This is a genomic window from Streptomyces sennicomposti (assembly GCF_019890635.1).
In the GTDB taxonomy this organism is placed as follows: domain Bacteria; phylum Actinomycetota; class Actinomycetes; order Streptomycetales; family Streptomycetaceae; genus Streptomyces; species Streptomyces sennicomposti.
In genome coordinates, this window is sequence record NZ_JAIOAB010000012.1 from 111289 (window position 1) to 132004 (window position 20716).

Annotated in this window: 19 protein-coding genes; 12 read left to right on the top strand and 7 right to left on the bottom strand. The window is 72.0% G+C overall.

Features of this window, described 5'->3' with window-relative positions:
• Positions 1-41: 41 nt before the first annotated feature.
• Positions 42-1250 carry a phosphoserine phosphatase SerB gene (serB, locus tag K7787_RS10170; RefSeq protein WP_223001182.1) on the bottom strand — a complete coding sequence of 403 codons (1209 nt, stop codon included), beginning with the start codon at positions 1248-1250 and terminating at the stop codon, positions 42-44.
• Positions 1251-1590: 340 nt separating this feature from the next.
• Here serB and K7787_RS10175 point away from each other — a divergent pair, with 340 nt between their 5' ends.
• The 4 genes from K7787_RS10175 (at position 1591) to K7787_RS10190 (ending at position 5035) form a co-directional block, all read left to right on the top strand.
• Positions 1591-2109, top strand: a complete 519-nt coding sequence (locus K7787_RS10175; RefSeq protein ID WP_169436745.1) for a toxin-antitoxin system HicB family antitoxin — start codon at positions 1591-1593, stop codon at positions 2107-2109.
• Positions 2110-2285: 176 nt separating this feature from the next.
• Positions 2286-3128, top strand: a complete 843-nt coding sequence (locus tag K7787_RS10180) for a DUF4097 family beta strand repeat-containing protein (RefSeq protein WP_019982927.1) — start codon at positions 2286-2288, stop codon at positions 3126-3128.
• Between the two features lie 132 nt (positions 3129-3260).
• Positions 3261-4247, top strand: coding sequence for an ATP-binding cassette domain-containing protein (locus K7787_RS10185; protein ID WP_223001183.1), 987 nt, complete (start codon positions 3261-3263; stop codon positions 4245-4247).
• Positions 4244-5035: an ABC transporter permease gene (locus K7787_RS10190; RefSeq protein WP_009187895.1), complete on the top strand. Its 792-nt coding sequence runs from the start codon at positions 4244-4246 to the stop codon at positions 5033-5035. Before K7787_RS10185 ends, K7787_RS10190 begins: the two co-directional genes overlap by 4 nt.
• Before the next feature lie 111 nt (positions 5036-5146).
• On the opposite strand, the gene K7787_RS10195 is transcribed toward K7787_RS10190, so the two are convergent.
• The gene (locus K7787_RS10195; protein ID WP_223001184.1) at positions 5147-7261 is read right to left on the bottom strand and encodes a streptophobe family protein; all 2115 of its coding nucleotides are present in this window, start codon (positions 7259-7261) and stop codon (positions 5147-5149) included.
• A gap of 244 nt (positions 7262-7505) precedes the next feature.
• Between K7787_RS10195 and K7787_RS10200 the strand changes: the two genes are divergently transcribed.
• Complete coding sequence (locus K7787_RS10200) at positions 7506-10022, top strand: FHA domain-containing protein (protein ID WP_223001185.1); 2517 nt, start codon at positions 7506-7508, stop codon at positions 10020-10022.
• Positions 10023-10109: 87 nt separating this feature from the next.
• On the opposite strand, the gene K7787_RS10205 is transcribed toward K7787_RS10200, so the two are convergent.
• On the bottom strand, positions 10110-10841 hold the full coding sequence (locus tag K7787_RS10205; RefSeq protein ID WP_019982932.1) for a transglycosylase SLT domain-containing protein: 732 nt from the start codon (positions 10839-10841) through the stop codon (positions 10110-10112).
• Between the two features lie 549 nt (positions 10842-11390).
• On the opposite strand from K7787_RS10205, the gene K7787_RS10210 reads away from it, so the two are divergent.
• From K7787_RS10210 to K7787_RS10220, 3 genes are all read left to right on the top strand, one after another.
• Complete coding sequence (locus tag K7787_RS10210; protein ID WP_164390541.1) at positions 11391-12536, top strand: GAF domain-containing sensor histidine kinase; 1146 nt, start codon at positions 11391-11393, stop codon at positions 12534-12536.
• Positions 12529-13170 (top strand): response regulator, encoded by a 642-nt coding sequence (locus K7787_RS10215; RefSeq protein WP_009187891.1) that lies wholly within the window; start codon positions 12529-12531, stop codon positions 13168-13170. Before K7787_RS10210 ends, K7787_RS10215 begins: the two co-directional genes overlap by 8 nt.
• 136 nt (positions 13171-13306) lie before the next feature.
• Complete coding sequence (locus K7787_RS10220; RefSeq protein ID WP_019982935.1) at positions 13307-13546, top strand: chaplin; 240 nt, start codon at positions 13307-13309, stop codon at positions 13544-13546.
• A gap of 341 nt (positions 13547-13887) precedes the next feature.
• Here K7787_RS10220 and K7787_RS10225 read toward each other — a convergent pair whose 3' ends face one another.
• Entirely contained in the window at positions 13888-14676 is a 789-nt protein-coding gene (locus tag K7787_RS10225) for an Rv1486c family protein (RefSeq protein WP_223001186.1), read from the bottom strand.
• A gap of 151 nt (positions 14677-14827) precedes the next feature.
• Here K7787_RS10225 and K7787_RS10230 point away from each other — a divergent pair, with 151 nt between their 5' ends.
• The 3 genes from K7787_RS10230 to K7787_RS10240 all read left to right on the top strand — a co-directional run bounded on the left by K7787_RS10230 (position 14828) and on the right by K7787_RS10240 (position 17299).
• The gene (locus K7787_RS10230; RefSeq protein ID WP_009187888.1) at positions 14828-15625 is read left to right on the top strand and encodes an ABC transporter ATP-binding protein; all 798 of its coding nucleotides are present in this window, start codon (positions 14828-14830) and stop codon (positions 15623-15625) included.
• Between the two features lie 138 nt (positions 15626-15763).
• Entirely contained in the window at positions 15764-16195 is a 432-nt protein-coding gene (locus K7787_RS10235; RefSeq protein WP_223001187.1) for an NfeD family protein, read from the top strand.
• Positions 16196-16318: 123 nt separating this feature from the next.
• Entirely contained in the window at positions 16319-17299 is a 981-nt protein-coding gene (locus tag K7787_RS10240; RefSeq protein WP_019982939.1) for an SPFH domain-containing protein, read from the top strand.
• Between the two features lie 182 nt (positions 17300-17481).
• Here K7787_RS10240 and K7787_RS10245 read toward each other — a convergent pair whose 3' ends face one another.
• From K7787_RS10245 to K7787_RS10255, 3 genes are all read right to left on the bottom strand, one after another.
• Positions 17482-17988 carry an HNH endonuclease gene (locus tag K7787_RS10245; RefSeq protein WP_009187885.1) on the bottom strand — a complete coding sequence of 169 codons (507 nt, stop codon included), beginning with the start codon at positions 17986-17988 and terminating at the stop codon, positions 17482-17484.
• Positions 17989-18153: 165 nt separating this feature from the next.
• Positions 18154-18693 (bottom strand): YbhB/YbcL family Raf kinase inhibitor-like protein, encoded by a 540-nt coding sequence (locus K7787_RS10250; RefSeq protein ID WP_009187884.1) that lies wholly within the window; start codon positions 18691-18693, stop codon positions 18154-18156.
• 67 nt (positions 18694-18760) lie between these two features.
• Complete coding sequence (locus K7787_RS10255) at positions 18761-19543, bottom strand: sporulation protein (protein ID WP_009187883.1); 783 nt, start codon at positions 19541-19543, stop codon at positions 18761-18763.
• A gap of 140 nt (positions 19544-19683) precedes the next feature.
• On the opposite strand from K7787_RS10255, the gene K7787_RS10260 reads away from it, so the two are divergent.
• Positions 19684-20334, top strand: a complete 651-nt coding sequence (locus K7787_RS10260) for a DNA-3-methyladenine glycosylase (protein WP_009187882.1) — start codon at positions 19684-19686, stop codon at positions 20332-20334.
• The last annotated feature ends 382 nt before the right edge of the window (positions 20335-20716 follow it).

Here is a 20716-nt window from a genome sequence, read left to right on the forward strand (position 1 = left end):
AGAGGCGGTACGGCTCTCGGTCCGGGGCGTGTCCGGGCCGCTCAGCGCTCCTCGTGCGCGTCCGCCGACTCGACCTCTTCGCGGGTGACGCCGAGCAGATACAGGACCGTGTCGAGGAAGGGCACGTTCACCGCGGCGTGCGCGGCCTCCCGCACCACCGGCTTGGCGTTGAAGGCGACGCCGAGACCCGCGGCGTTCAGCATGTCCAGGTCGTTCGCGCCGTCGCCGATCGCCACGGTCTGCGCCAGCGGAACGCCCGCCTCGGCGGCGAACCGCCGCAGCAGCCGCGCCTTGCCCGCCCGGTCGACGATCTCCCCGGTGACCCGGCCCGTCAGCTTCCCGTCGACTATCTCCAGCGTGTTGGCCTGCGCGAAGTCCAGCCCGAGCCGCTCCTGCAGATCGTCCGTGACCTGGGTGAAACCGCCCGAGACGACACCGACCTGGTAGCCGAGCCGCTTCAGCGTCCGGATCAGGGTCCGGGCGCCCGGCGTCAGCCGCACCTCGCTGCGCACCTTGTCCACCACCGAGGCGTCCAGCCCCGCCAGCAGCGCCACACGCGCGTGCAGCGACTGCTCGAAGTCCAGCTCCCCGCGCATCGCGGCCGCCGTCACCTCGGCGACCTTGTCCTCGCAGCCGGCGTGCGCGGCGAACAGTTCGATGACCTCGTCCTGGATGAGCGTCGAGTCCACGTCCATGACGACCAGCCGCTGCGCGCGCCGGTGCAGACCCGCGGCGACCACCGCGACATCCACGCCCAGCGCCGCGGCCTCCTTCGCCAGGGCGGTGCGCAGCGGCTCCGTCTCCACTCCGGACACCGCGAACTCCACCGCGGTCACCGGGTACTTGGCCAGCCGGAAGATACGGTCGATGTTGCCGCCGGCCTTGGTGATCCGCGCGGCGATCTGAGCGGTGGCCTCCGCCGTGAGCGGGTGGCCGAGTACGGTGACCAGGGAGCGGCCGAGACCGCGCGGCCGGTTGTCGCCACGGCCGGAGAGGATCTCCGCCTGCATCTTCATCGACTCGGCCCAGCTGTGCACGGTGGCCCGCAGATCGCCCTCCAGCCCGGCGGGCGGCTGGGTGACGAGCGCGCACAGCACCATCCGGCCACGGGTGACGACCTGCTCGATGTCGACCACGTCCACGGAGTAGGCGGCGAGGGTGTCGAAGAGACCGGCCGTGATGCCGGGCCTGTCCTTCCCGAAGATCTTGACGAGAAGGGTGAGGTCATCGGAACTCTGCGAAGCGCTCATGGTGCCTCCCACCGTATCCGGCACGCAGTGCCCGTCGCCCCTCAGGTCCGCCTGGCGGACAGGAAACACTGCGCGTCGATCAGATGACATCCCGCTGCGCGCGGGGCGGGCCGAGACCGTGGCATCACATGGCGTACCAAGCGGCATCACGTGATGCCATTCGATGCGCCAAGTGGTGCCATCGCAAGCCCGCGATCGGGCGCGAGTGCGGTCTGCGATGCGTTCGACGAAGCGATTTCCCATGTATCTGCCCAGCTCAAAGGCTGTGCGCGAGGAATCCGGCACCCAGGCGGCATCAGAAAGGCTTGCGATGGTGCCATAGTGATGCCATGATGGCGTCATGGACCTCACCCCGTACGTCGACACCCTTCGCCGCGAACTCGCGGTGGCCGCCGAAGCCGGCGGCGACGAAGCCCGCGAGCTGGCCGAACGGCTCACCGCCCCCCTGGAGTCGGCGACCCGGCTGACGATGCTCCACGTGCTGTCCGCCGCGATGGACGAGATCACCCGTGAACTCGCCCCCGGCTCGGTCGACGTACGCCTGCGCGGACTCGACCCCGACTTCGTGGTGACCCCGCCGCCCGCCGACCGCGCCCCCGCGGAAGCGCCGCCCGTGCCCGCCGAACCGCTCACGGCCCCGGCGTCCGCCGAAGGCGACGAGGGCGGCACCGCCCGCGTCAACCTGCGTCTGCCGGCCCACCTCAAGGCCCGCGCCGAGGAGGCCGCGAGCCGCGAGGGCCTGTCGGTCAACGCGTGGCTGGTACGGGCCGTCGCCGCCGCGGTCGACGGCGGTGCGCAGCCGCGTACGACGGAGAAGACCAAGAACGTCGGTCAGAGCTTCACGGGCTGGGTGCGCTAGCGCCGCGAGCCCGCGCCGTGTCCGCGAGGCGCGCGCCCGCCGCGCGCTGCTCGCGCCGCCCCACCCGCACCCCTCGACCACCGACGCCCCACCCGCACCGCTCCACGCACGCCACTTCACCCACACCACGTCCCACCAGCGGGGACGCACCCAGGACTCACGAGGACGGTACAGCCATGCCTTCTTTCGACACTCCCACCCCGATCGCGGTCACCGCCCACGTGGGCGCCGGATCCCTCCACTTCACCGCGAGCGACCGCTCCGACACGGTCGTCGAGGTGCGGCCCGCCGACCCGAAGCGGGACAAGGACGTACGGGCCGCCGAACAGACGGAGGTCTCCTACGCGAACGGCGTCCTGACCCTCCGGACGAAGGAGCGCCTCTTCATCGGCCCCACCGGCGCCGTCGCCGTGACGGTGGACCTGCCCGCGGGCTCGGACATCGACATGACCGGCTCCTGGACCCAGGTGCTCGGCGAGGGACCGCTCGGCGAGGTACGGGTGAAGACCTCCGGCGGCGACGTCCGCCTCGACAGCGCCGGGCCGCTCCAGCTCACCGCCTCCCACGGCTCGATCACCGTGGACCGCGCCCAGGGCCCGGCCGAGATCACCACCAGCTCGGGCAGCCTGCGCGTCGGCAACGTCGACGGCTCCGCCGTCCTGAAGAACTCGCACGGCACCACGATCGTCGGCACCGCGACTGGTGAACTCCGGGTGAGCGGCGCCAACGGGGACATCGAGATCCGGTGCGCCGAGGCCTCCGTCACCGCCACCACCGCCAACGGCACCCTGCGCGTGGGCGAAGTGGTCCGCGGCGACGTCCAGTTGAAGACCTCCTACGGCGCCATCGAGGTCGGCATCCGGGAGGGCACGGCCGCCTGGCTCGACGCCCACTCGGACTCCGGGCAGGTGCGCAACGCGCTCACCGCCTCCGAGGCCCCGGTGGAGACCGAGGAAACCGTCAAGATCCACGCCCGCACCCGCTACGGCACCATCGACGTCCGCCGCGCCCGGCCCTGACCGCCGCGCCCGGCCCTGACCGCCGCGCCCGGCCCTGACCGCCGCGCCCGGCCCTGACCGCCGGACCGCGAACTCGACCGCCCACCCAGTCACTTCAGCCCCAGGGGGGAAGGCGCCATGCCTTCATCTGTCATGCCCACGCCCAGGAAGAACGACGGTCCGCGACCGCCCGCCGCCGTCTCCGCCCTCGGTCTGCGCAAGTCCTACGGCGACAAGACCGTGCTCGACGGCATCGATCTGCACATCCCGGCCGGCTCCGTGTTCGCACTGCTCGGACCCAACGGCGCCGGCAAGACCACCACCGTCAAGATCCTCTCCACGCTCGTCACGGCCGACGCCGGACAGGCCCAGGTCGCCGGCCACGACCTCACGACCGCACCGCAGGCCGTGCGCGCCGCGATCGGCGTCACCGGACAGTTCTCCGCCGTGGACGGCCTGATCACCGGCGAGGAGAACATGCTCCTCATGGCGGACCTGCACCACCTTCCCCGGCGCGAGGGGAAGCGGGTCGCCGCCGAACTGCTGGAGCGCTTCGGCCTGACGGAGGCCGCGAAGAAGCCCGCCGCCACCTACTCCGGCGGCATGAAGCGCCGCCTCGACATCGCCATGACCCTGGTCGGCGACCCGCGGATCATCTTCCTCGACGAGCCGACCACCGGCCTCGACCCGCGCTCCCGGCACACCATGTGGCAGATCGTCCGCGACCTCGTCAGCGGCGGCGTCACCGTCTTCCTCACCACCCAGTACCTGGAGGAGGCCGACGAACTCGCCGACCGCATCGCGGTCCTGAACGACGGCAGGATCGCCGCGGAGGGCACCGCCGAGGAACTCAAGCGGCTCGTCCCCGGCGGACACATCCGGCTGCGCTTCACCGACCCGGCCGCCTACCGCCGTGCCGCCTCGGCCCTGATCGACGCCGCCCGCGACGACGAGTCCCTCACCCTTCAACTCGCCGGCGACGGCAGCCAGCGCGCCCTGCGCCACCTCCTCGACCGGCTGGACTCGGCCGGCGTCGAGGCAAGCGAACTGACCGTCCACACCCCCGACCTCGATGACGTCTTCTTCGCCCTGACCGGCGGCGCCGACGTCCCCGCCCACTCCGAGGAGACCGTCCGATGAGCTCCCTCTCCCTCGCCGCCCGCGACGCCTCCACGATGCTGCGCCGCAACCTCCTGCACGCCCGGCGCTACCCGTCCCTCACCCTGAACCTGCTGCTCACCCCGGTGATGCTGCTCCTGCTCTTCGTCTACATCTTCGGCGACGTGATGAGCGCCGGCATCTCAGGCGGCGGGGCGGGACGGTCCGAGTACCTGGCCTACCTCGTCCCGGGCATTCTGATGCTGACCATCGGCGGCACCACGATCGGCAGCGCGGTGTCCGTCTCCACGGACATGAACGAGGGCATCGTCGCCCGCTTCCGGACGATGGCGATCCACCGCGGCTCGGTGCTCATCGGGCACGTGGCCGGCAGCGTGCTCCAATGCGTGATGAGCGTGGTCCTCGTCGGGGCCGTGGCGGTGGCCATCGGTTTCCGGTCCGTGGACGCCACCGCCCTCGACTGGCTCCTGGCGGTGGGCCTGCTGACGCTCGTCTCCCTCGCCCTCACCTGGATCGCGGTCGGCATGGGCCTGTCCAGCCCGAACGCGGAGGCGGCCGGCAACAACGCCCTGCCGCTGATGATCCTGCCGCTCCTGTCCAGCGCCTTCGTGCCGGTCGACGCGATGCCGGGCTGGTTCCGGCCGATCGCCGAGTACCAGCCCTTCACCCCGGCCATCGAGACGCTGCGCGGGCTGCTCCTCGGCACCGAGATCGGCGACAACGCGTGGCTGGCCGTCGGCTGGTGCCTGGCGCTGGCCGTGCTCGGCTACTTCTGGTCCCGGTCGCTCTTCGACCGCGAGCCGAAGTAGCGGCCGCCCGCCCGCGCCGCGGAGCGAGGTCCGGCGCGCCCATGGGCCGTGCGCCTCCGGTGGTACGTCACCGGAGGCGCACGGCCCATCGCCGGTGCGGCCCCGGCCGGGTCACTTCCTCGGCGGGCGCGGTGGAGGCGGGGGTCCCGAGGGCTCCGGGGGCGGCGGCGCGTCGTCCGGCGGTGGCGGTGGCGGTGGGGGCCAGGCGCCGGACGGCCGAGGGCGGGCGGGCCGCCCGGGCGGTGCGCCCCTGACGGGCGGCCTGACGGGCGGAGGGGGTACAGGCCCCGCGAGCGTGGGCGCGCCGTGCACGTCGTCGGGCACGTCGTCGGGCACGTCCTCCGGTGCGCTCGTCGGCCGGGGCGGGCGCGCGGACCCACCACCGCCCTCGCCCCGCCCCTCCTCCCGAGCAGCCGGCCCGCCGCGGAGACGGAGGTACGGGTTGGTCGCCGGGTTCGGCGGCCGGTAGGGAGCACCGGGGGAGTAGGGACCGCCCGCGCCGTCCCGCACGGCGCCCGCGTCCGGCACGCCCGCCGACCCACGTACGCCCCCAGCGCCCCATAGGTCGTCCCCAGCGCCCCGTAGGTCATCCCCAGCACCTCGTACGTCACCCGCATCACCCCGTACGTCCCCCGGACCGCCCACCCCTACGGCACCGAGCGTGTCTCCCGCCGCCCGCGCGAAAGGCGCCGCCCTCCGCCCCGCCGCTCCGGTCGCCGTCGCCAGCACGGCCCCGGCGGCCCCCGCCCCGCACCCCCACACCGCGCCCAGCAGCAGCGCCGCGCCCAGGTGCCCGTGCAGCTCGATCCCCGCGCCGAAGGCGTCGAGGCCGAACACGGACAGCGAGGCGTTCACGGAAACCCGCGTCAGCCAGGCGAGCAGCGGCAACGCGAGGGCGGTGACCACCCCGAGCCGCAGCGCACACCGCCCCACGAAACCCAGCACCCCCGCCCCCGGCGGACCCCCGTCCCCACCGGCCGCCGCCCCGTCCGGCCCCACGAACCCCGTACGCACCGGCGCACCGCCCACCGCACCGCCCATCACCCCGCCCGGCCCCGCCGCCACCCCGCCCGGCCCCGCCGCGAACCCCGCGCCCGCCGACGATCGCACCCGAGTTCCCACCGGCGTCCGAACCGCCGTCAGCACCCCCGCCAGCAGCATCATCAGCGCCGCCGCCACCGCCAGCAGCCATACCCGGCCGTCCAGTTCGGCCAGGCGGCCCAGCGTGACCGGCCGCCCGGAGTGCGCGTCCAGCAGCCGGTCCAGCGGAGCCGGCAGCAGGTGGGCCAGTCCGCCCGTCGCCGCGCCGTCCCAGGGGACGAACAGCCCGAGCGGCACGCCGAGCCACACCCCGTCGGGCGCGCCGAGCACCGCGGCCCCCAGGACGCGTCCCGGGTGGTCGTCGCCGAGCGCGGCGTACGCGGCGGCGGCCAGCCCCGCGGCCACCGCCACCAGCAGCACCGCGACGAGCGCGGACACGGCCGGCCGTACGACCCGGTGGACGGCGTCCCAGCCCCGTGGCAGCGGGGTGCGGCGCGAGGCGAGCAGCGCGATCAGCAGCACGCCCGCCGACCAGCCGAGCCCGCCGAGCAGCGTGGGCGCCGCGTCGACGGTGAAGCCGACCGCGGCCTTCGCGTCGACGAGCCCGCCGATCCGGTCGGGCAACAGCCCGCCGAGGTCGCCCAGATCGCCGACCCCCGGGATGCGCACGCCCCCCGGACCGGTCCCGCCCGGCAGTCCGTCGAGACCGAGCGAACTCCCGTCCAGGGTCACCACGTCGTGCCCCGCCCAGGCGAGACCGCCCAGCATCGCCACGAACAACGCCACCACCGCCCCTGCCCGGACCAGGAGTTCGCCCGGGCCGAAGCCGAACGGGGCCGCGCGCAGGGACCGCAGGAAGAGCCAGGACAGCAGCAGCGCACCGACCAGGCTCACGCCCAGTGGCGTGATCTCGACGGCGGTGTGCGCCTGCGCGCCGTGCAGACCGAACGCGGACACGTCGCCCGAGGGCCGTACCGTGCCGCCGGCCCCGAGGGCCACCGCCGCGGCGGTCATCGGGCCGAGCGAACCGGCGGCGTCCGCGCGCAGCAGATGCAGCCCGAGCGCGGCCGTGCCGGCCATGCCGATCAACGCCCAGCTCACGCAGGAGACGGCGGACAGCAGGACATGCCGCCACGGCGGGCGCGCACCGCGCCCGCCGTCCACGACCGCCGTGGCAGCACTCATGGCAGACCCCCCGATCCGCGGCGCGGCACGGCCGCCGCGCATGTCCCCCTCGGGTGGGAATACCACTCTGCGCCCGGTTTTCAACCCCCGGCGGTGTAACGGAAGTCGAGCGGGCGTTACCCACTCATGACAAGGCCCGGCTTTCGGTCAGAGGGCCGAGCCTGAAATAGTTCCTCACGATGTTCGACATCCCTACACTCCCTGTGACGGGGGTAACTCGGGGGACAACTCAGTGGGGCATGGAGTGCCGGAACTCGTACTGGAAACCAATGGACGGACCTGGACGCTCGACCCGTCCAGGCGCTACACCCTGGGACGCGATCCCCAGGGCGACATCGTGTTCGAGGATGCCAGGGTCTCCTGGCGCCACGCCACCGTCGGCTTCGACGGCCGCGGTTGGGTACTCGAGGACCACGGCAGCACCAACGGCACGTTCGTGCAGGGACAACGCGTCCAGCAGGTGGAGATCGGCCCGGGCTCGGCCGTCCACCTCGGCAACGCGACCGACGGCCCGCGGCTGAGTCTGTCGGCCGCCGCGGCCGCCGTCGCCGCGCAGGGCGCGAACGCCGGCTGGGCGCAGCAGGCGCCGGCGCAGCAGCCGCCCGTCGCGAAGCAGCAGGCCGCACCGGCCGACTGGCAGCAGGCGCACCCGCAGGCGCAGCCGCCGGCGCCGTCGATCCCGCACCAGCAGCAGGGCGGACCCGGTGTCGGCGCGGGGGCGCCGCCGGTCCACGGCGACCGCAGCCCCACCACGTTCCACCAGTTCTCCCTCGGCCGCGTGATGCGCATCGGCCGTGCGCTGGAGAACGACCTGGTCGTCTCCGACCTCCAGGTCTCCCGCCACCACGCCGAGTTCCACGCGACGCCCGACGGCCGCATGGAGATCCGCGACCTCGGTTCGCACAACGGCACGTACGTCAACGGCCAGCCGATCCCCAAGGGCGGCTCGGCGACGCTCGGCCCCAGCGACATCGTCGGCGTCGGCCACTCGACGTTCCGGATCGTCGGCGACCGGCTGGAGGAGTTCGTCGACACCGGCGAGGTGTCCTTCTCCGCCCGCCACCTCACCGTCACGGTCGACGGCGGCAAGCAGATCCTCAAGGACGTCTCCTTCGGCGTCCCGGAGAAGTCGCTGATCGCGGTCATCGGACCGTCCGGTTCCGGCAAGTCCACCCTGCTCAAGGCGCTCACCGGCTACCGGCCCGCCGACCAGGGCGAGGTCCTCTACGACAACCGGAACCTCTACAAGCAGTTCGCCGAGCTGCGCCAGCGCATCGGCCTGGTCCCGCAGGACGACATCCTGCACAAGGAGCTGTCGGTCAAGAAGGCGCTGAAGTACGCGGCCAAGCTCCGCTTCCCCGCCGACACCACGGCGGCCGAGCGCGACGCCCGGATCGACGAGGTGCTGCGCGAGCTGAAGCTCGACATCCACAAGGACAAGAAGGTCACCTCGCTCTCCGGCGGCCAGCGCAAGCGAGTCTCGGTCGCCCTGGAGCTGCTGACCAAGCCGTCGCTGATCTTCCTGGACGAGCCGACCAGCGGTCTCGACCCGGGCATGGACCGCGATGTCATGCAGCTGCTGCGGGGCCTGGCCGACGACGGCCGCACCGTGCTCGTGGTCACCCACTCGGTGGCCGAGCTGGCGATCTGCGACAAGCTGCTGGTGATGGCGCCGGGCGGTTCCGTCGCCTACTTCGGCCCGCCCGAGGAGGCGCTGAACTTCTTCGGCTACGACAGCTGGGCCGACGTGTTCTCCGCCTTCGAGAACTACCGCGACTACGACTGGGCGGGCCGCTGGAAGGGCTCGCAGCACTACCAGATGTACGCCGCGGACATCGACTCGGTCGCCGCGCAGTCCGTACCCATGCCGCCGCCGCAGGCCATGAAGCCGCCCAAGCCGCAGGGCTGGGGTTCGCAGCTGCTGACCCTGATCCGCCGGTACGTCTCGGTGATCGCCTCCGACAAGGGCTTCCTGGCGCTGACGGTGATCCTGCCGGCGGTGCTCGGCGCGGTCAGCCTGCTCATCAACCACGACCAGGGCCTGCTGGTCAACCCGGTCAACCCCAAGACGGGCCTGCACGTCCCGAACAGCACGGCCACCACGGTGCTGCTGATCCTCGCGGTCGGCGCGTGCTTCGCGGGCGCCGCGAACTCGGTCCGCGAGCTGATCAAGGAACGGGTCATCTACGAGCGGGAGCGGGCGACCGGCCTGTCGCGCTCGGCGTACCTGATGTCCAAGGTGGTCGTGCTCGGCGTGGTCACCGTGCTGCAGGGCCTGCTGGTCGGCGTGATCGGCTTCTCCAGCCGGGAGATCCCCGAGAAGGGCCTGGTCCTGGGCAACGGCACGCTGCTGGAGCTGTGCCTGCCGATCATGGCGCTCGGCTTCACCTCGATGATGTTCGGCCTGGTCATCTCGTCGCTGGTGAAGACGGCCGAGAAGACGATGCCGCTGCTGGTGATGTTCGCGATCATCCAGGTGGTGTTCACGGGCTGCCTGTTCACGCTGCACGGCACGCTCGGCGTGAACGAGTTCTCGTATCTGATGCCGTCGCGCTGGGCCGTCGCCGCCGCCGGCGCCACGCTGGACTTCAACAACATCGCCCCGAACACCGACGACCCGACCAGCACCGATCCGCTGTGGGACCACGCGGTCTCGGCCTGGGGCATCGACATGGTCGCGCTGATCGCGCTCGGCGCGGTCTGCGGCTTCCTGGTGGCCCGCTTCCTGCGGCGCCACGAGCCGGAGGTCATGCGCAAGTAGCGCGGGGCGCACGAAGTCCCCTGGTACGCCGAGGGCGGCACCCGACGGGTGCCGCCCTTCCGCGTCTGTCAGAGGTCCGCGCCGACCTCAGTACGCGCTGTTGACGTTGTCCATCGAGCCGTACCGGTGGGCGGCGTAGTTGCAGGCGGCGGTGATGTTGGCCACCGGGTCGTAGATGTTCCACGAGGTGCCCGGGACGTGGTAGGTCCGGAAGGTCGGGTCGATGACCTGGAGCAGACCCTTCGAGGGGATGCCGTTGATCGCGTTGATGTCCCACAGGTTGATCGCGCGCGGGTTGCCCGAGGACTCCCGCATGATGTTGCGGTGCAGGCCGCTGTAGGAGCCCGGGATGTTGTGCTGCTTCATGATGTCCAGCGACTGCCGGATCCAGCCGTTCAGGTCGTTGCCGTAGGTCTTGGACGCGGCGACCGTCTGCATCTGCGGACGCTGCGCGGCGCGGCCGGCGGCCTGCTTGGCGTGGTGCGCGGCCTGGGCCTTGCGCTGGGCGGCGGCCTGCTTGGCGGCCACGGCGGCCTTCTCCTTGGCGGCGGCCTGCTTCTTGGCCGCGATCGCCTGGACCTTGAGGCTGTCGCCGGCGAGGCGGTCGGTCACGCTGGCCTTGACGTCCTTGACCGGCTGCGAGGCGACCGAGACCGGGGCCGCGGCGGTGTCGGCGGCGACGGTGGTCTGGGCCTCGCCGGGCACGGCGGCGGAGACGGCGATGGCGGCGGCGCCGAGCGTGGTGACGCCGGCGGCGGCGAGCTTCTGGGTCTTGGTCAGAGCACGACTCTTGCGGATGAAACTGAAGTTCTTGGACATGCGAAACGGACCTCTTCGAGTAGCGCGGAGGTCGCTCTCCGGACTGCGGGAGGGGGTCCTACCCACACGAACGCCGCGAGCGGAAAACCCGCGGCGCTGAGCGACGAGAGCAATTCTTAGCTCCCGCAAAATCTCGTGGCAAAGGTGTGACGTACGAAGCTGGATAGTGGATCAGGAACACATAAAACAGGACAGAATGGGCCATCTGCCCCGTTCATCCGGGGGTCTTTGTCTCCTATGCCCGTTCGTACGTGACGTGCGTCCTATGTGGGTCCTCACATCGGGGCCGACTCTTCCTTACGCGAAGTTGCCACCGCAATGCTCTCGGTGAGCGGAATTCGAGGGATTTCCGGCGGGCTCCCGGACGGCTCGGGAACGCCCCGACACCCGGGGGCGGCCCGGAAAACACCCGGCACCCGGGGACGGCCCAGGAACCTCCGGGCGTCCGGACGGACCGGGGCCGGGGCCCGGGACCTAGGACCAGCGTCCCGGTGCGACGCCGCCACAGGGCCGATCCGCGCTGTCGGACCCCGCCGGTACCTTGAGGACATGAGCCAAGGCCCCCGGTCCGGCCTCGCCGCGGTCAGCTCCGCGCTGCTGGCCATGAGCAGGCACCTGGAGGTGCGCGACGTCCTCAAGACGATCGTCGCCTCCGCCCGAGAGCTGCTCGACGCGCAGTACGCCGCCCTCGGCGTGCCGGACGACCACGGCGGCTTCGCCCAGTTCGTGGTCGACGGGGTCAGCGAGGAGCAGTGGCGCGCCATCGGCCCGCTCCCGCGCCAGCACGGCATCCTCGCCGCGATGCTGCACCAGGCGGAGGCCGAGCGACTGGCCGACGTGCGCCAGGACCCGCGCTTCGAGGGCTGGCCGGCCGCCCACCCCGACATGTCCGACTTCCTCGGCCTGCCGATCCGCGACGGCGACGAGGTCATCGGTGCGCTCTTCCTGGCCGACAAGCGCTGCGCCAAGCCCGCGGGCGGCTGCGGCTTCACCCAGGAGGACGAGGACCTGCTCGCCCTCCTCGCCCAGCACGCCGCCATCGCCCTCACCAACGCCCGCCTCTACGAGCGCAGCCGCGAGCTGACCATCGCCGAGGAGCGCTCCCGCCTCGCCCACGAGCTGCACGACGCGGTCAGCCAGAAGCTGTTCTCCCTGCGTCTGACCGCACAGGCCGCCGCCGCCCTGGTCGACCGCGACCCGGCCCGCGCCAAGGGCGAACTCCAGCAGGTGGCCGCGCTCGCCGCCGAGGCCGCCGACGAGCTGCGCGCCGCCGTAGTGGAGCTGCGCCCCGCCGCGCTCGACGAGGACGGCCTCGTCGCCACCCTGCGCACCCAGATCCAGGTCCTCGACCGCGCCCACAGCGCGCGCGTCACCTTCACCGCCCACGGCATCCGCGCGCTGCCCGCCGCCCAGGAGGAGGCCGTGCTGCGCGTCGCCCAGGAGGCCCTGCACAACGCGCTGCGGCACTCGGGCGCCGACCACGTCGACGTCACCCTGGAGCGCCGCGGCTGCGGCGCGGTGCTGCGCGTCGCCGACGACGGCAGCGGCTTCGACCAGCACGCCGTGCGCGGCGCGGGCCGCCACCTCGGGCTGGTGTCGATGCGCGACCGGGCGAGCGGGGCCGGCGGCACGCTGACCGTGGAATCGGCGCCCGGCAAGGGCACTGCGATCGAAATGGAGGTGCCCGGTGGCTGATGCGATCAAGGTGCTGGTCGTCGACGACCACCAGGTGGTCCGCCGGGGGCTGCGCACCTTCCTGGAGGTGCAGGACGACATCGAGGTCGTCGGCGAGGCCGCGGACGGCGCGGAGGGCGTCGCCCGCGCCGAGGAGCTGCGGCCCGACGTGGTCCTCATGGACGTGAAGATGCCCGTCCTGGACGGCGTCGAGGCGCTGCGCCGGCTGCGCGACCTGGGCAACGCCGCGCGGGTGCTGATCGTGACCAGCTTCACCGAGCAGCGCACGGTGGTCCCGGCCCTGCGGGCGGGCGCCGCCGGATACGTCTACAAGGACGTGGACCCGGAGGCCCTGGCCGGCGCCATCCGGTCCGTGCACGCCGGGCACATCCTGCTCCAGCCGGAGGTCGCGGGCGCGCTGCTGTCCCAGGAGGAGGCGCAGTCCGGCCTGGGGCGCGGCGGCTCCCTGACGGAACGGGAGCGGGAGGTCCTCGGCCTGATAGCGGACGGCCGCTCCAACCGGGAGATCGCCCGTGCGCTGGTGCTGTCCGAGAAGACGGTCAAGACCCATGTGTCGAACATCCTGATGAAGCTCGACCTGGCGGACCGCACGCAGGCCGCGCTGTGGGCCGTACGCCACGGTGTGACGGACTGACCCGGCGGGTCCTCCGGGCTGAGATTCATACCGTCGTGGGAATGTCCCCCGGATGGCGCAACCTTCCGCGGGCCCGGCCGTTCTCCAGGGCGTACCGCGGCGACTGCCGCGGCGCGATCACCAGGAAGGCTCAGAAGTGAAGAACCTGAAGAAGGCAGTGGCCGTGACGATGGTGACCGGCGGGCTCGTGGCCGCGGGCGCCGGAATGGCCTCCGCCGCCAGCGGCGCGGCCGGCGCCGCCACCGCCTCCCCGGGCGTCCTCTCGGGCAACGTCGTCCAGGCCCCGGTCCACGTCCCGGTCAACGCCGTCGGCAACAGCGTCAACGTCATCGGCGTCCTGAACCCCGCCTTCGGCAACCTCGGCCTCAACCACTGAGCCCCCGGGCCTCCCGGCCCCGCCGGGAGGCCCACCCCGCCGAAGGCGCGCGCGGCCGGCACCTCTGTCACCCGCGCGAGCGCGCTGCTCGTCGCGTCCGACGCCGGCGGAAGATCCCAGGCACGCAGCGGCACCCTCGTCCATCTCACGCGGATGTGCATCCCGGGCGCCCCGCGCCGGCCGAAGGCACGGGCGCGCGCCCCACCGCCGGGCGCCGAGGACATCGGCGCGCGCCGAACGTCACGTACCGCCCGGTGCGGAGCCACACCGACGCCCGCCCGGAAACACGTAGCGCCGGGCGCCGCCCACCCCGACACCCACCGCCCCCTCGGAAAGCCCCCTCACCGCACCCTCTTCTCCCGCTCCTCCACAACGGAGTTGTACGCGGCGACCTGCGCCCGCCGAGCCGTCCGCTCCACCGGCCGCAACGCGGCCCCCCGCGCCGCCATCTCGGACGCGCTCACCGCACCCCCGGGCCCGTTCCCGTACGCCAGCGACACCAGCAACCCCACCCGCTGCGCCAGCTCCAGCACCCGCACCGCCCGCGGCGGATACCCGGGCGCCAGCACTTCGCGCCCCCGCTCCGCCCGAGCCCGGTACGCGTCGATCGCCGCCTCGGCCACCGGCCCCGACCCGGCCACGTCCAGCCGCGCCAGCACCTCGGTCGCCTCGCGCAGCGCCTCCGCCAGCTCCCGCTCCGCCTCACCCAGCGACGGCACATCGGCCGGCGGCGCCTCCCGCACCGGCAGCGCCCGCCACACCACCTCGACGTGCACATCACCTTCGGGCCCGGCCTCCGTCACCTCCGGCACCAGCCCCCACGCCGCGCCGTGACAGATCACCGCCTCCTCCGCCTCCAGCGCCCGCGCGTTGAACTCCGGCGGCCCGCTCAGCCCCAGCGGATGCCCCGGCGCGGGCAGCGCCACCCGCAGCGCCCCCGCCCCCAGCCCCCGCAGCCGCCCCAGCGCGAGCGTCAGCCCGACGGGCTCCGGTTCGCCGGGCAGTCCCACCACCCGGTGGACGGCGTCCTCGCCCACGATGGCGAGCACGGCGTCATCCGGTGAGACAAGTCCGGCAAGGAAGGCATTTCCCCAAGCGGCAAGGCGTCCAGAGCGCGGTTCCGAGAGCATGCCCCCACCCTAAGGACCGACCGATGGAACGGCCCGCCCGTCTCGTGGCGTAGATTCGTTGGGGGCTGCGCCCACCGGCGCGGCGGACCGAGCCACAGGCGTACGCGACAGCCGAGACCGGCGGCACACTGCAAGGGGAGACAACGCGCTCATGAGCGATGTTCTGGAGCTTCAGGACGTATCCGTGGTCCGCGAGGGCCGGGCTCTGGTGGACCAGGTCTCCTGGTCGGTCAAGGAGGGCGAGCGCTGGGTCATCCTCGGCCCCAACGGCGCCGGCAAGACCACCCTCCTGAACGTCGCCTCCAGCTACCTCTACCCCAGCCAGGGCACCGCCACCATCCTCGGCGAGACCCTCGGCAAGCCCGGCACCGACGTGTTCGAGCTGCGCCCCCGCATCGGCATGGCCGGCATCGCCATGGCCGAGAAGCTCCCCAAGCGCCAGACCGTCCTGCAGACCGTGCTGACCGCCGCCTACGGCATGACCGCCGGCTGGCAGGAGGAGTACGAGGACATCGACGAGCAGCGCGCCCGCGCCTTCCTCGACCGCCTCGGCATGACCGAGTACCTCGACCGCCGCTTCGGCACCCTGTCCGAGGGCGAGCGCAAACGCACCCTGATCGCCCGCGCCCTGATGACCGACCCCGAGCTGCTGCTCCTGGACGAGCCCGCCGCCGGCCTCGACCTCGGCGGCCGCGAGGACCTGGTCCGCCGTCTCGGCCGGCTGGCCCGCGACCCCATCGCCCCCTCGATGATCATGGTCACCCACCATGTCGAGGAGATCGCCCCCGGCTTCACCCACGTCCTGATGATCCGTCAGGGCAAGGTCCTCGCCGCCGGCCCCCTGGAGCTGGAGCTCACCTCCCGCAACCTCTCCCTCTGCTTCGGCCTCCCGCTCGTCGTCGAGCAGGTCGGCGACCGCTGGACCGCGCAGGGCCTCCCGCTGTCCTGACCCCGCCCCGGCCCGGCGCCGAACCCGCCGGACCGAACCGCGAAACCCCCGAACACCCCACCCCGCAGCCGCCCTTCGCCGCGAGCCGCCCCCCGTGCGCCCTGTCCGTCGCAGGGCCCACGGCCCTACCATGACCATGTGAACGACATCGACGCATGGGTGTGGTGGCTCGTCGGCGCGGCCGCGCTCGGAATCCCGCTCGTCGTGACCGCGATGCCGGAGTTCGGCATGTTCGCCGTCGGCGCCGTGGCCGCCGCGGTCGTGGCCGGCTTCGGCTTCGGTGTCGTCGCCCAGGTGCTCGCCTTCGTCGTCGTCTCGGTCGCCCTCGTCGCCGTCGTCCGGCCCATCGCCTCCCGGCACAGCCGACAGCGCTCCCAACTGGCCACCGGCATCGACGCGTTGAAGGGGAAGCGGGCCGTCGTGGTGGAACGCGTCGACGGCTCCGGCGGCCGCATCAAGCTCGCCGGGGAGATCTGGTCCGCCCGCTCGCTCGACACCGGGGACGCCTACGACGTGGGCGCGGAGGTCGACGTCGTGGACATCGAGGGGGCGACCGCCATCGTCATGTGACTGGCCCGAACACCCCACACGGCACGTGAGGGTCTGTCAGACTCGACAGCAAGATCTTCAACGGCCGTCAGCCCATAAGATCTTCCGAAAGCGCCGAGGCGGAGAAGGGTACGGGAAACAACGATGGCACCGGTCATCATCGTCCTGATCGTTCTGGTGGTGTTGGTCTTCATCGCCCTGATCAAGACGATCCAAGTCATCCCGCAGGCCAGCGCTGCCATCGTGGAGCGATTCGGCCGCTACACGCGGACCCTGAACGCGGGCCTCAACATCGTCGTCCCGTTCATCGACACCATCCGCAACCGCATCGACCTGCGCGAACAGGTCGTGCCGTTCCCGCCGCAGCCGGTGATCACCCAGGACAACCTGGTCGTCAACATCGACACCGTCATCTACTACCAGGTGACCGACGCCCGGGCCGCGACCTACGAGGTCGCCAGCTACATCCAGGCCATCGAGCAGCTCACCGTCACCACCCTGCGCAACATCATCGGCGGCATGGACCTGGAGCGCACCCTCACCTCCCGCGAGGAGATCAACGCCGCTCTGCGCGGCGTCCTCGACGAGGCCACCGGCAAATGGGGCATCCGCGTCAACCGCGTCGAGCTGAAGGCGATCGAGCCGCCCACCTCCATCCAGGACTCGATGGAGAAGCAGATGCGCGCCGACCGTGACAAGCGCGCCGCGATCCTCCAGGCCGAAGGCGTCCGGCAGTCCGAGATCCTGCGCGCCGAGGGCGAGAAGCAGTCCCAGATCCTGCGCGCCGAGGGTGAGGCCAAGGCCGCCGCCCTGCGCGCGGAGGGCGAGGCCCAGGCGGTCCGTACGGTCTTCGAGGCCATCCACGCCGGCGACCCGGACCAGAAGCTGCTGTCCTACCAGTACCTCCAGATGCTCCCGAAGATCGCCGAGGGCGACGCCAACAAGCTCTGGATCGTCCCCAGCGAGATCGGCGACGCCCTCAAGGGCCTCTCCGGCGCGATGGGCAACTTCGGCCCCCTCGGCGGCAATTCCGGCGGCAACGGAGGCGGCGGCACCACGGTCCCGCCCCAGAACGACGGCCGCAACAACCCCGCGGAACGCCGCGAGAAGCCCCGCATCGACTGACGCCACCAACCGACATTCCCCGCACCCCACCCCCCGGGGCGCGGGGAACTGCGCGCCCAGCCACAACGACCTCGCACCCGACACGCGACCGAGGCACCCACCTCCCGGGACGCGGGGAACTCCGCGCCGAGCCACCCACCGGCCTGCACGCGACGAAGGAACAGACGCGCCCCGGCGCACCCCTACGCCGCGTCCCGCACCAACCACTCCGGCAGCGAAGCACGGTCGTCCGCCCCCAGGGCGAACAACATCGCATCCGCGGGAGTCGGCTCGAACGGCTCCCACAACAGCGGCATCCCCGCCTGCTCGGGAGTCCGGTCGGCCTTGCGGTGATTGTCGGCCGCACACGAGGCCACCGTGTTCAGCCAGGTGTCCTGCCCGCCCCGCGACCGCGGCACCACGTGGTCCACAGTCGTCGCCCGGCTCCCGCAGTACGCGCACCGGTGCCGGTCCCGCACCAGCACACCCCGCCTCGACCACGGCGCTTGTCTTCGGAACGGCACCCGTACGTACCGGCACAGCCGTATGACCCGGGGCGCCGGGATGTCCACCTCGGCCCCTCGCATCCGCAGTTCGGGGTGGGCCTGCTCCACGACGGCCTTGTCCTGGAGCACCAGCACGACGGCTCGGTTCAGCGTCACCGTCGACAGCGGCTCGAAGCTCGCGTTCAGCACCAGCGTGTCCCGCATCCGGCCCACCTCCCGTGTGCACCTGCCCACCCCCCGGCGGGCTCGGATCAACTCTGGACGGGCACGCCGAGATGGACAACGCAATAAAACTGCCCGCCCCCGATCACTTCCATGACCGGAGACGGGCAAACGTCCGGTGAACACCGAACCGGGAGAGAGAACGCGTCAGCCCTCGGCGGGCACCTCGTACTCACCGATCAGCTGAGCGCGTGCCAGCGTGTGGAACCGCAGGTTGAAGCCCACCACGGCCGGCGAGGCGTCCGAGTCCGGGCCGAGCTTCTCCTGATCGACGGCGTACACCGTGAACACGTACCGGTGCGGGCCGTCGCCCGGCGGCGGGGCGGCGCCGCCGAAGTCCTTCGTCCCGTAGTCGTTGCGCGCGTGCACCGCGCCCTCGGGCAGACCCTCGAACTTCCCGCCGCCCGCACCGGCCGGCAGCTCCGTCACCGAGGCCGGGATGTCGAACAGCACCCAGTGCCAGAACCCGCTGCCCGTCGGGGCGTCCGGGTCGTAGCAGGTGACGGCGAAGCTCTTCGTCCCGGACGGGAAACCCTCCCAGCGCAGCTGCGGCGAGGTGTTCCCCGCAGCCTGGACCTGAGCGTCCTTGAGCGTCGCCCCTTCCCGGACGTCGTCGCTCGTGACCGTGAAGGACGGCACGGGCGGATGGAAGTCGTGGGGGAGCGGTCGCCTGTTCAGCTCGGGCACCTCGGTACCTCCTGGATCGTCGCGTCGGGACCCCGCCTGCGGAATCCCCGCCCCGAGCCTAGAACCACTAGAACCAACTGCGCTTGCTGCCGACCTCGGAGATCCACTGGTGCAGGTACGCCGACCAGTCGGTCGCCTGGTAGTCGTGCAGGCCCACCTGGAAGGAGCGGTAGGTGTCGCTGCCCTCGCTGAACAGACCGGGCTTCTTGTCCATCTCCAGCACCACGTCCATCGCGTGCTCGTCGGCCACGAAGCTCAGTTCCACCTCGTTCAGCCCCCGGTACTCCGACGGCGGGTAGAACTCGATCTCCTGGTAGAACGGCAGCTGCTGCCGCGTCCCGCGGATGTGACCGCGCTCCAGGTCCGCGTGCTTGAAACGGAAGCCCAGCTGGATGAAAGCGTCCAGGATCGCCTTCTGCGCCGGCAGCGGGTGCACATTGACCGGGTCCAGGTCGCCGGAGTCCACGGCACGCGCGATCGCCAGCTCCGTGGTCACCCCGATGTTCATGCCGCGCAGCGCCTGGCCGTCGATCATCGTGATCGGCGTCTCCCAGGGGATCTCGAGCCCGAACGGCACCGCGTGCACCGCGCCCGCCTGCAGCTCGAAGGCGCCACCGAGCCGCACCTTGGTGAACTCGATGTTCTGCTTGTACTCCTCGTCGCCGCTCTCCACCTCGACCTTGGCCTGCAGGCCGACCGAGAGCCCCTCGATCTGCTGGCTCACGGACCCGCCCTGGATCCGCACCTCGCCCTGGACCACCCCGCCCGGCACGACGTTGACCTCGTGCAGCTCCGTCTCGACGGACGCCCCGCCGGCTCCGAGACTCGCAAGCAGCTTCTTGAACGCCATGACTCTCCCTCTACGAAGTGGGCTCCTGCCCTACCTACAAACGCGACCCGGCCGCGACCGGTTCCGCGCCACACCCTGGCAAGCCCGCGGATCTTTGACCAGTCCTTGAAACCCACCCGTCTGGACTACGCTCGGAAGCCATGATCGCGCCCTCGGACCGTACGCCCCTGCCCAGAGAGTTCTTCGACCGCCCCGTTCTGGAGGTCGCCCGCGACCTCCTCGGCCGCGTCCTGGTCCGTACGACCCCGGACGGCCCGATCGCCCTGCGCCTGACCGAGGTGGAGGCCTACGACGGCCCGAACGACCCCGGCTCCCACGCGTACCGCGGCCGCACCACCCGCAACGGCGTGATGTTCGGTCCCCCCGGCCACGTCTACGTCTACTTCACCTACGGCATGTGGCACTGCATGAACCTGGTCTGCGGACCGGAGGGGCAGGCGAGCGGAGTGCTGCTGCGCGCCGGCGAGATCGTCGAGGGCGCCGAGCTGGCCCGCCTGCGCCGGGCCTCCGCCCGCAACGACAAGGAACTGGCCAAGGGACCGGCCCGCCTCGCCACGGCCCTCGACGTGGACCGTGCCCTCGACGGCGCCGACGCCTGCGCCGCCGGCGACACCCCGATCCGGATCGTGCGCGGCACCCCGGTCCCCGCCGACCAGGTGCGCAACGGACCGCGCACCGGGGTCGCCGGCGAGGGCGGCGACGGCGACGCCCACCCGTGGCGTTACTGGGTCGCCGACGACCCGACGGTGAGCCCGTACCGCGCGCACGTGCCCCGGCGGCGCCGAAGTTGACTCCGCCCCAGAAGGTGCGTAATGTATCCCGAGCCGCTGAACCGGGTACGGCGATCGCCTGCAGCCGGAGCGGCCACTCCACTACCTACTGACAGCCCCTTCGCGGGGCCGATAGCGACGTGCCCGCACGTCCGAATTCGACCCCGCGGACACCGATTATGAATCGGAACGGGAATCGGCTAGCGTAGTGAATGTCGAAAGGCCGACAGGCGAAAGCCGAGAAGCCCAAGACGCCCCCGCCGACCGGGTATTGGAACTGAAAGGTTCTGATAGAGTCGGATCCGCCGGAAAGGGAAACGCGGAAGCGGGAACCTGGAAAGCACCGAGGAAATCGGATCGGAAAGATCTGATAGAGTCGGAAACGCAAGACCGAAGGGAAGCA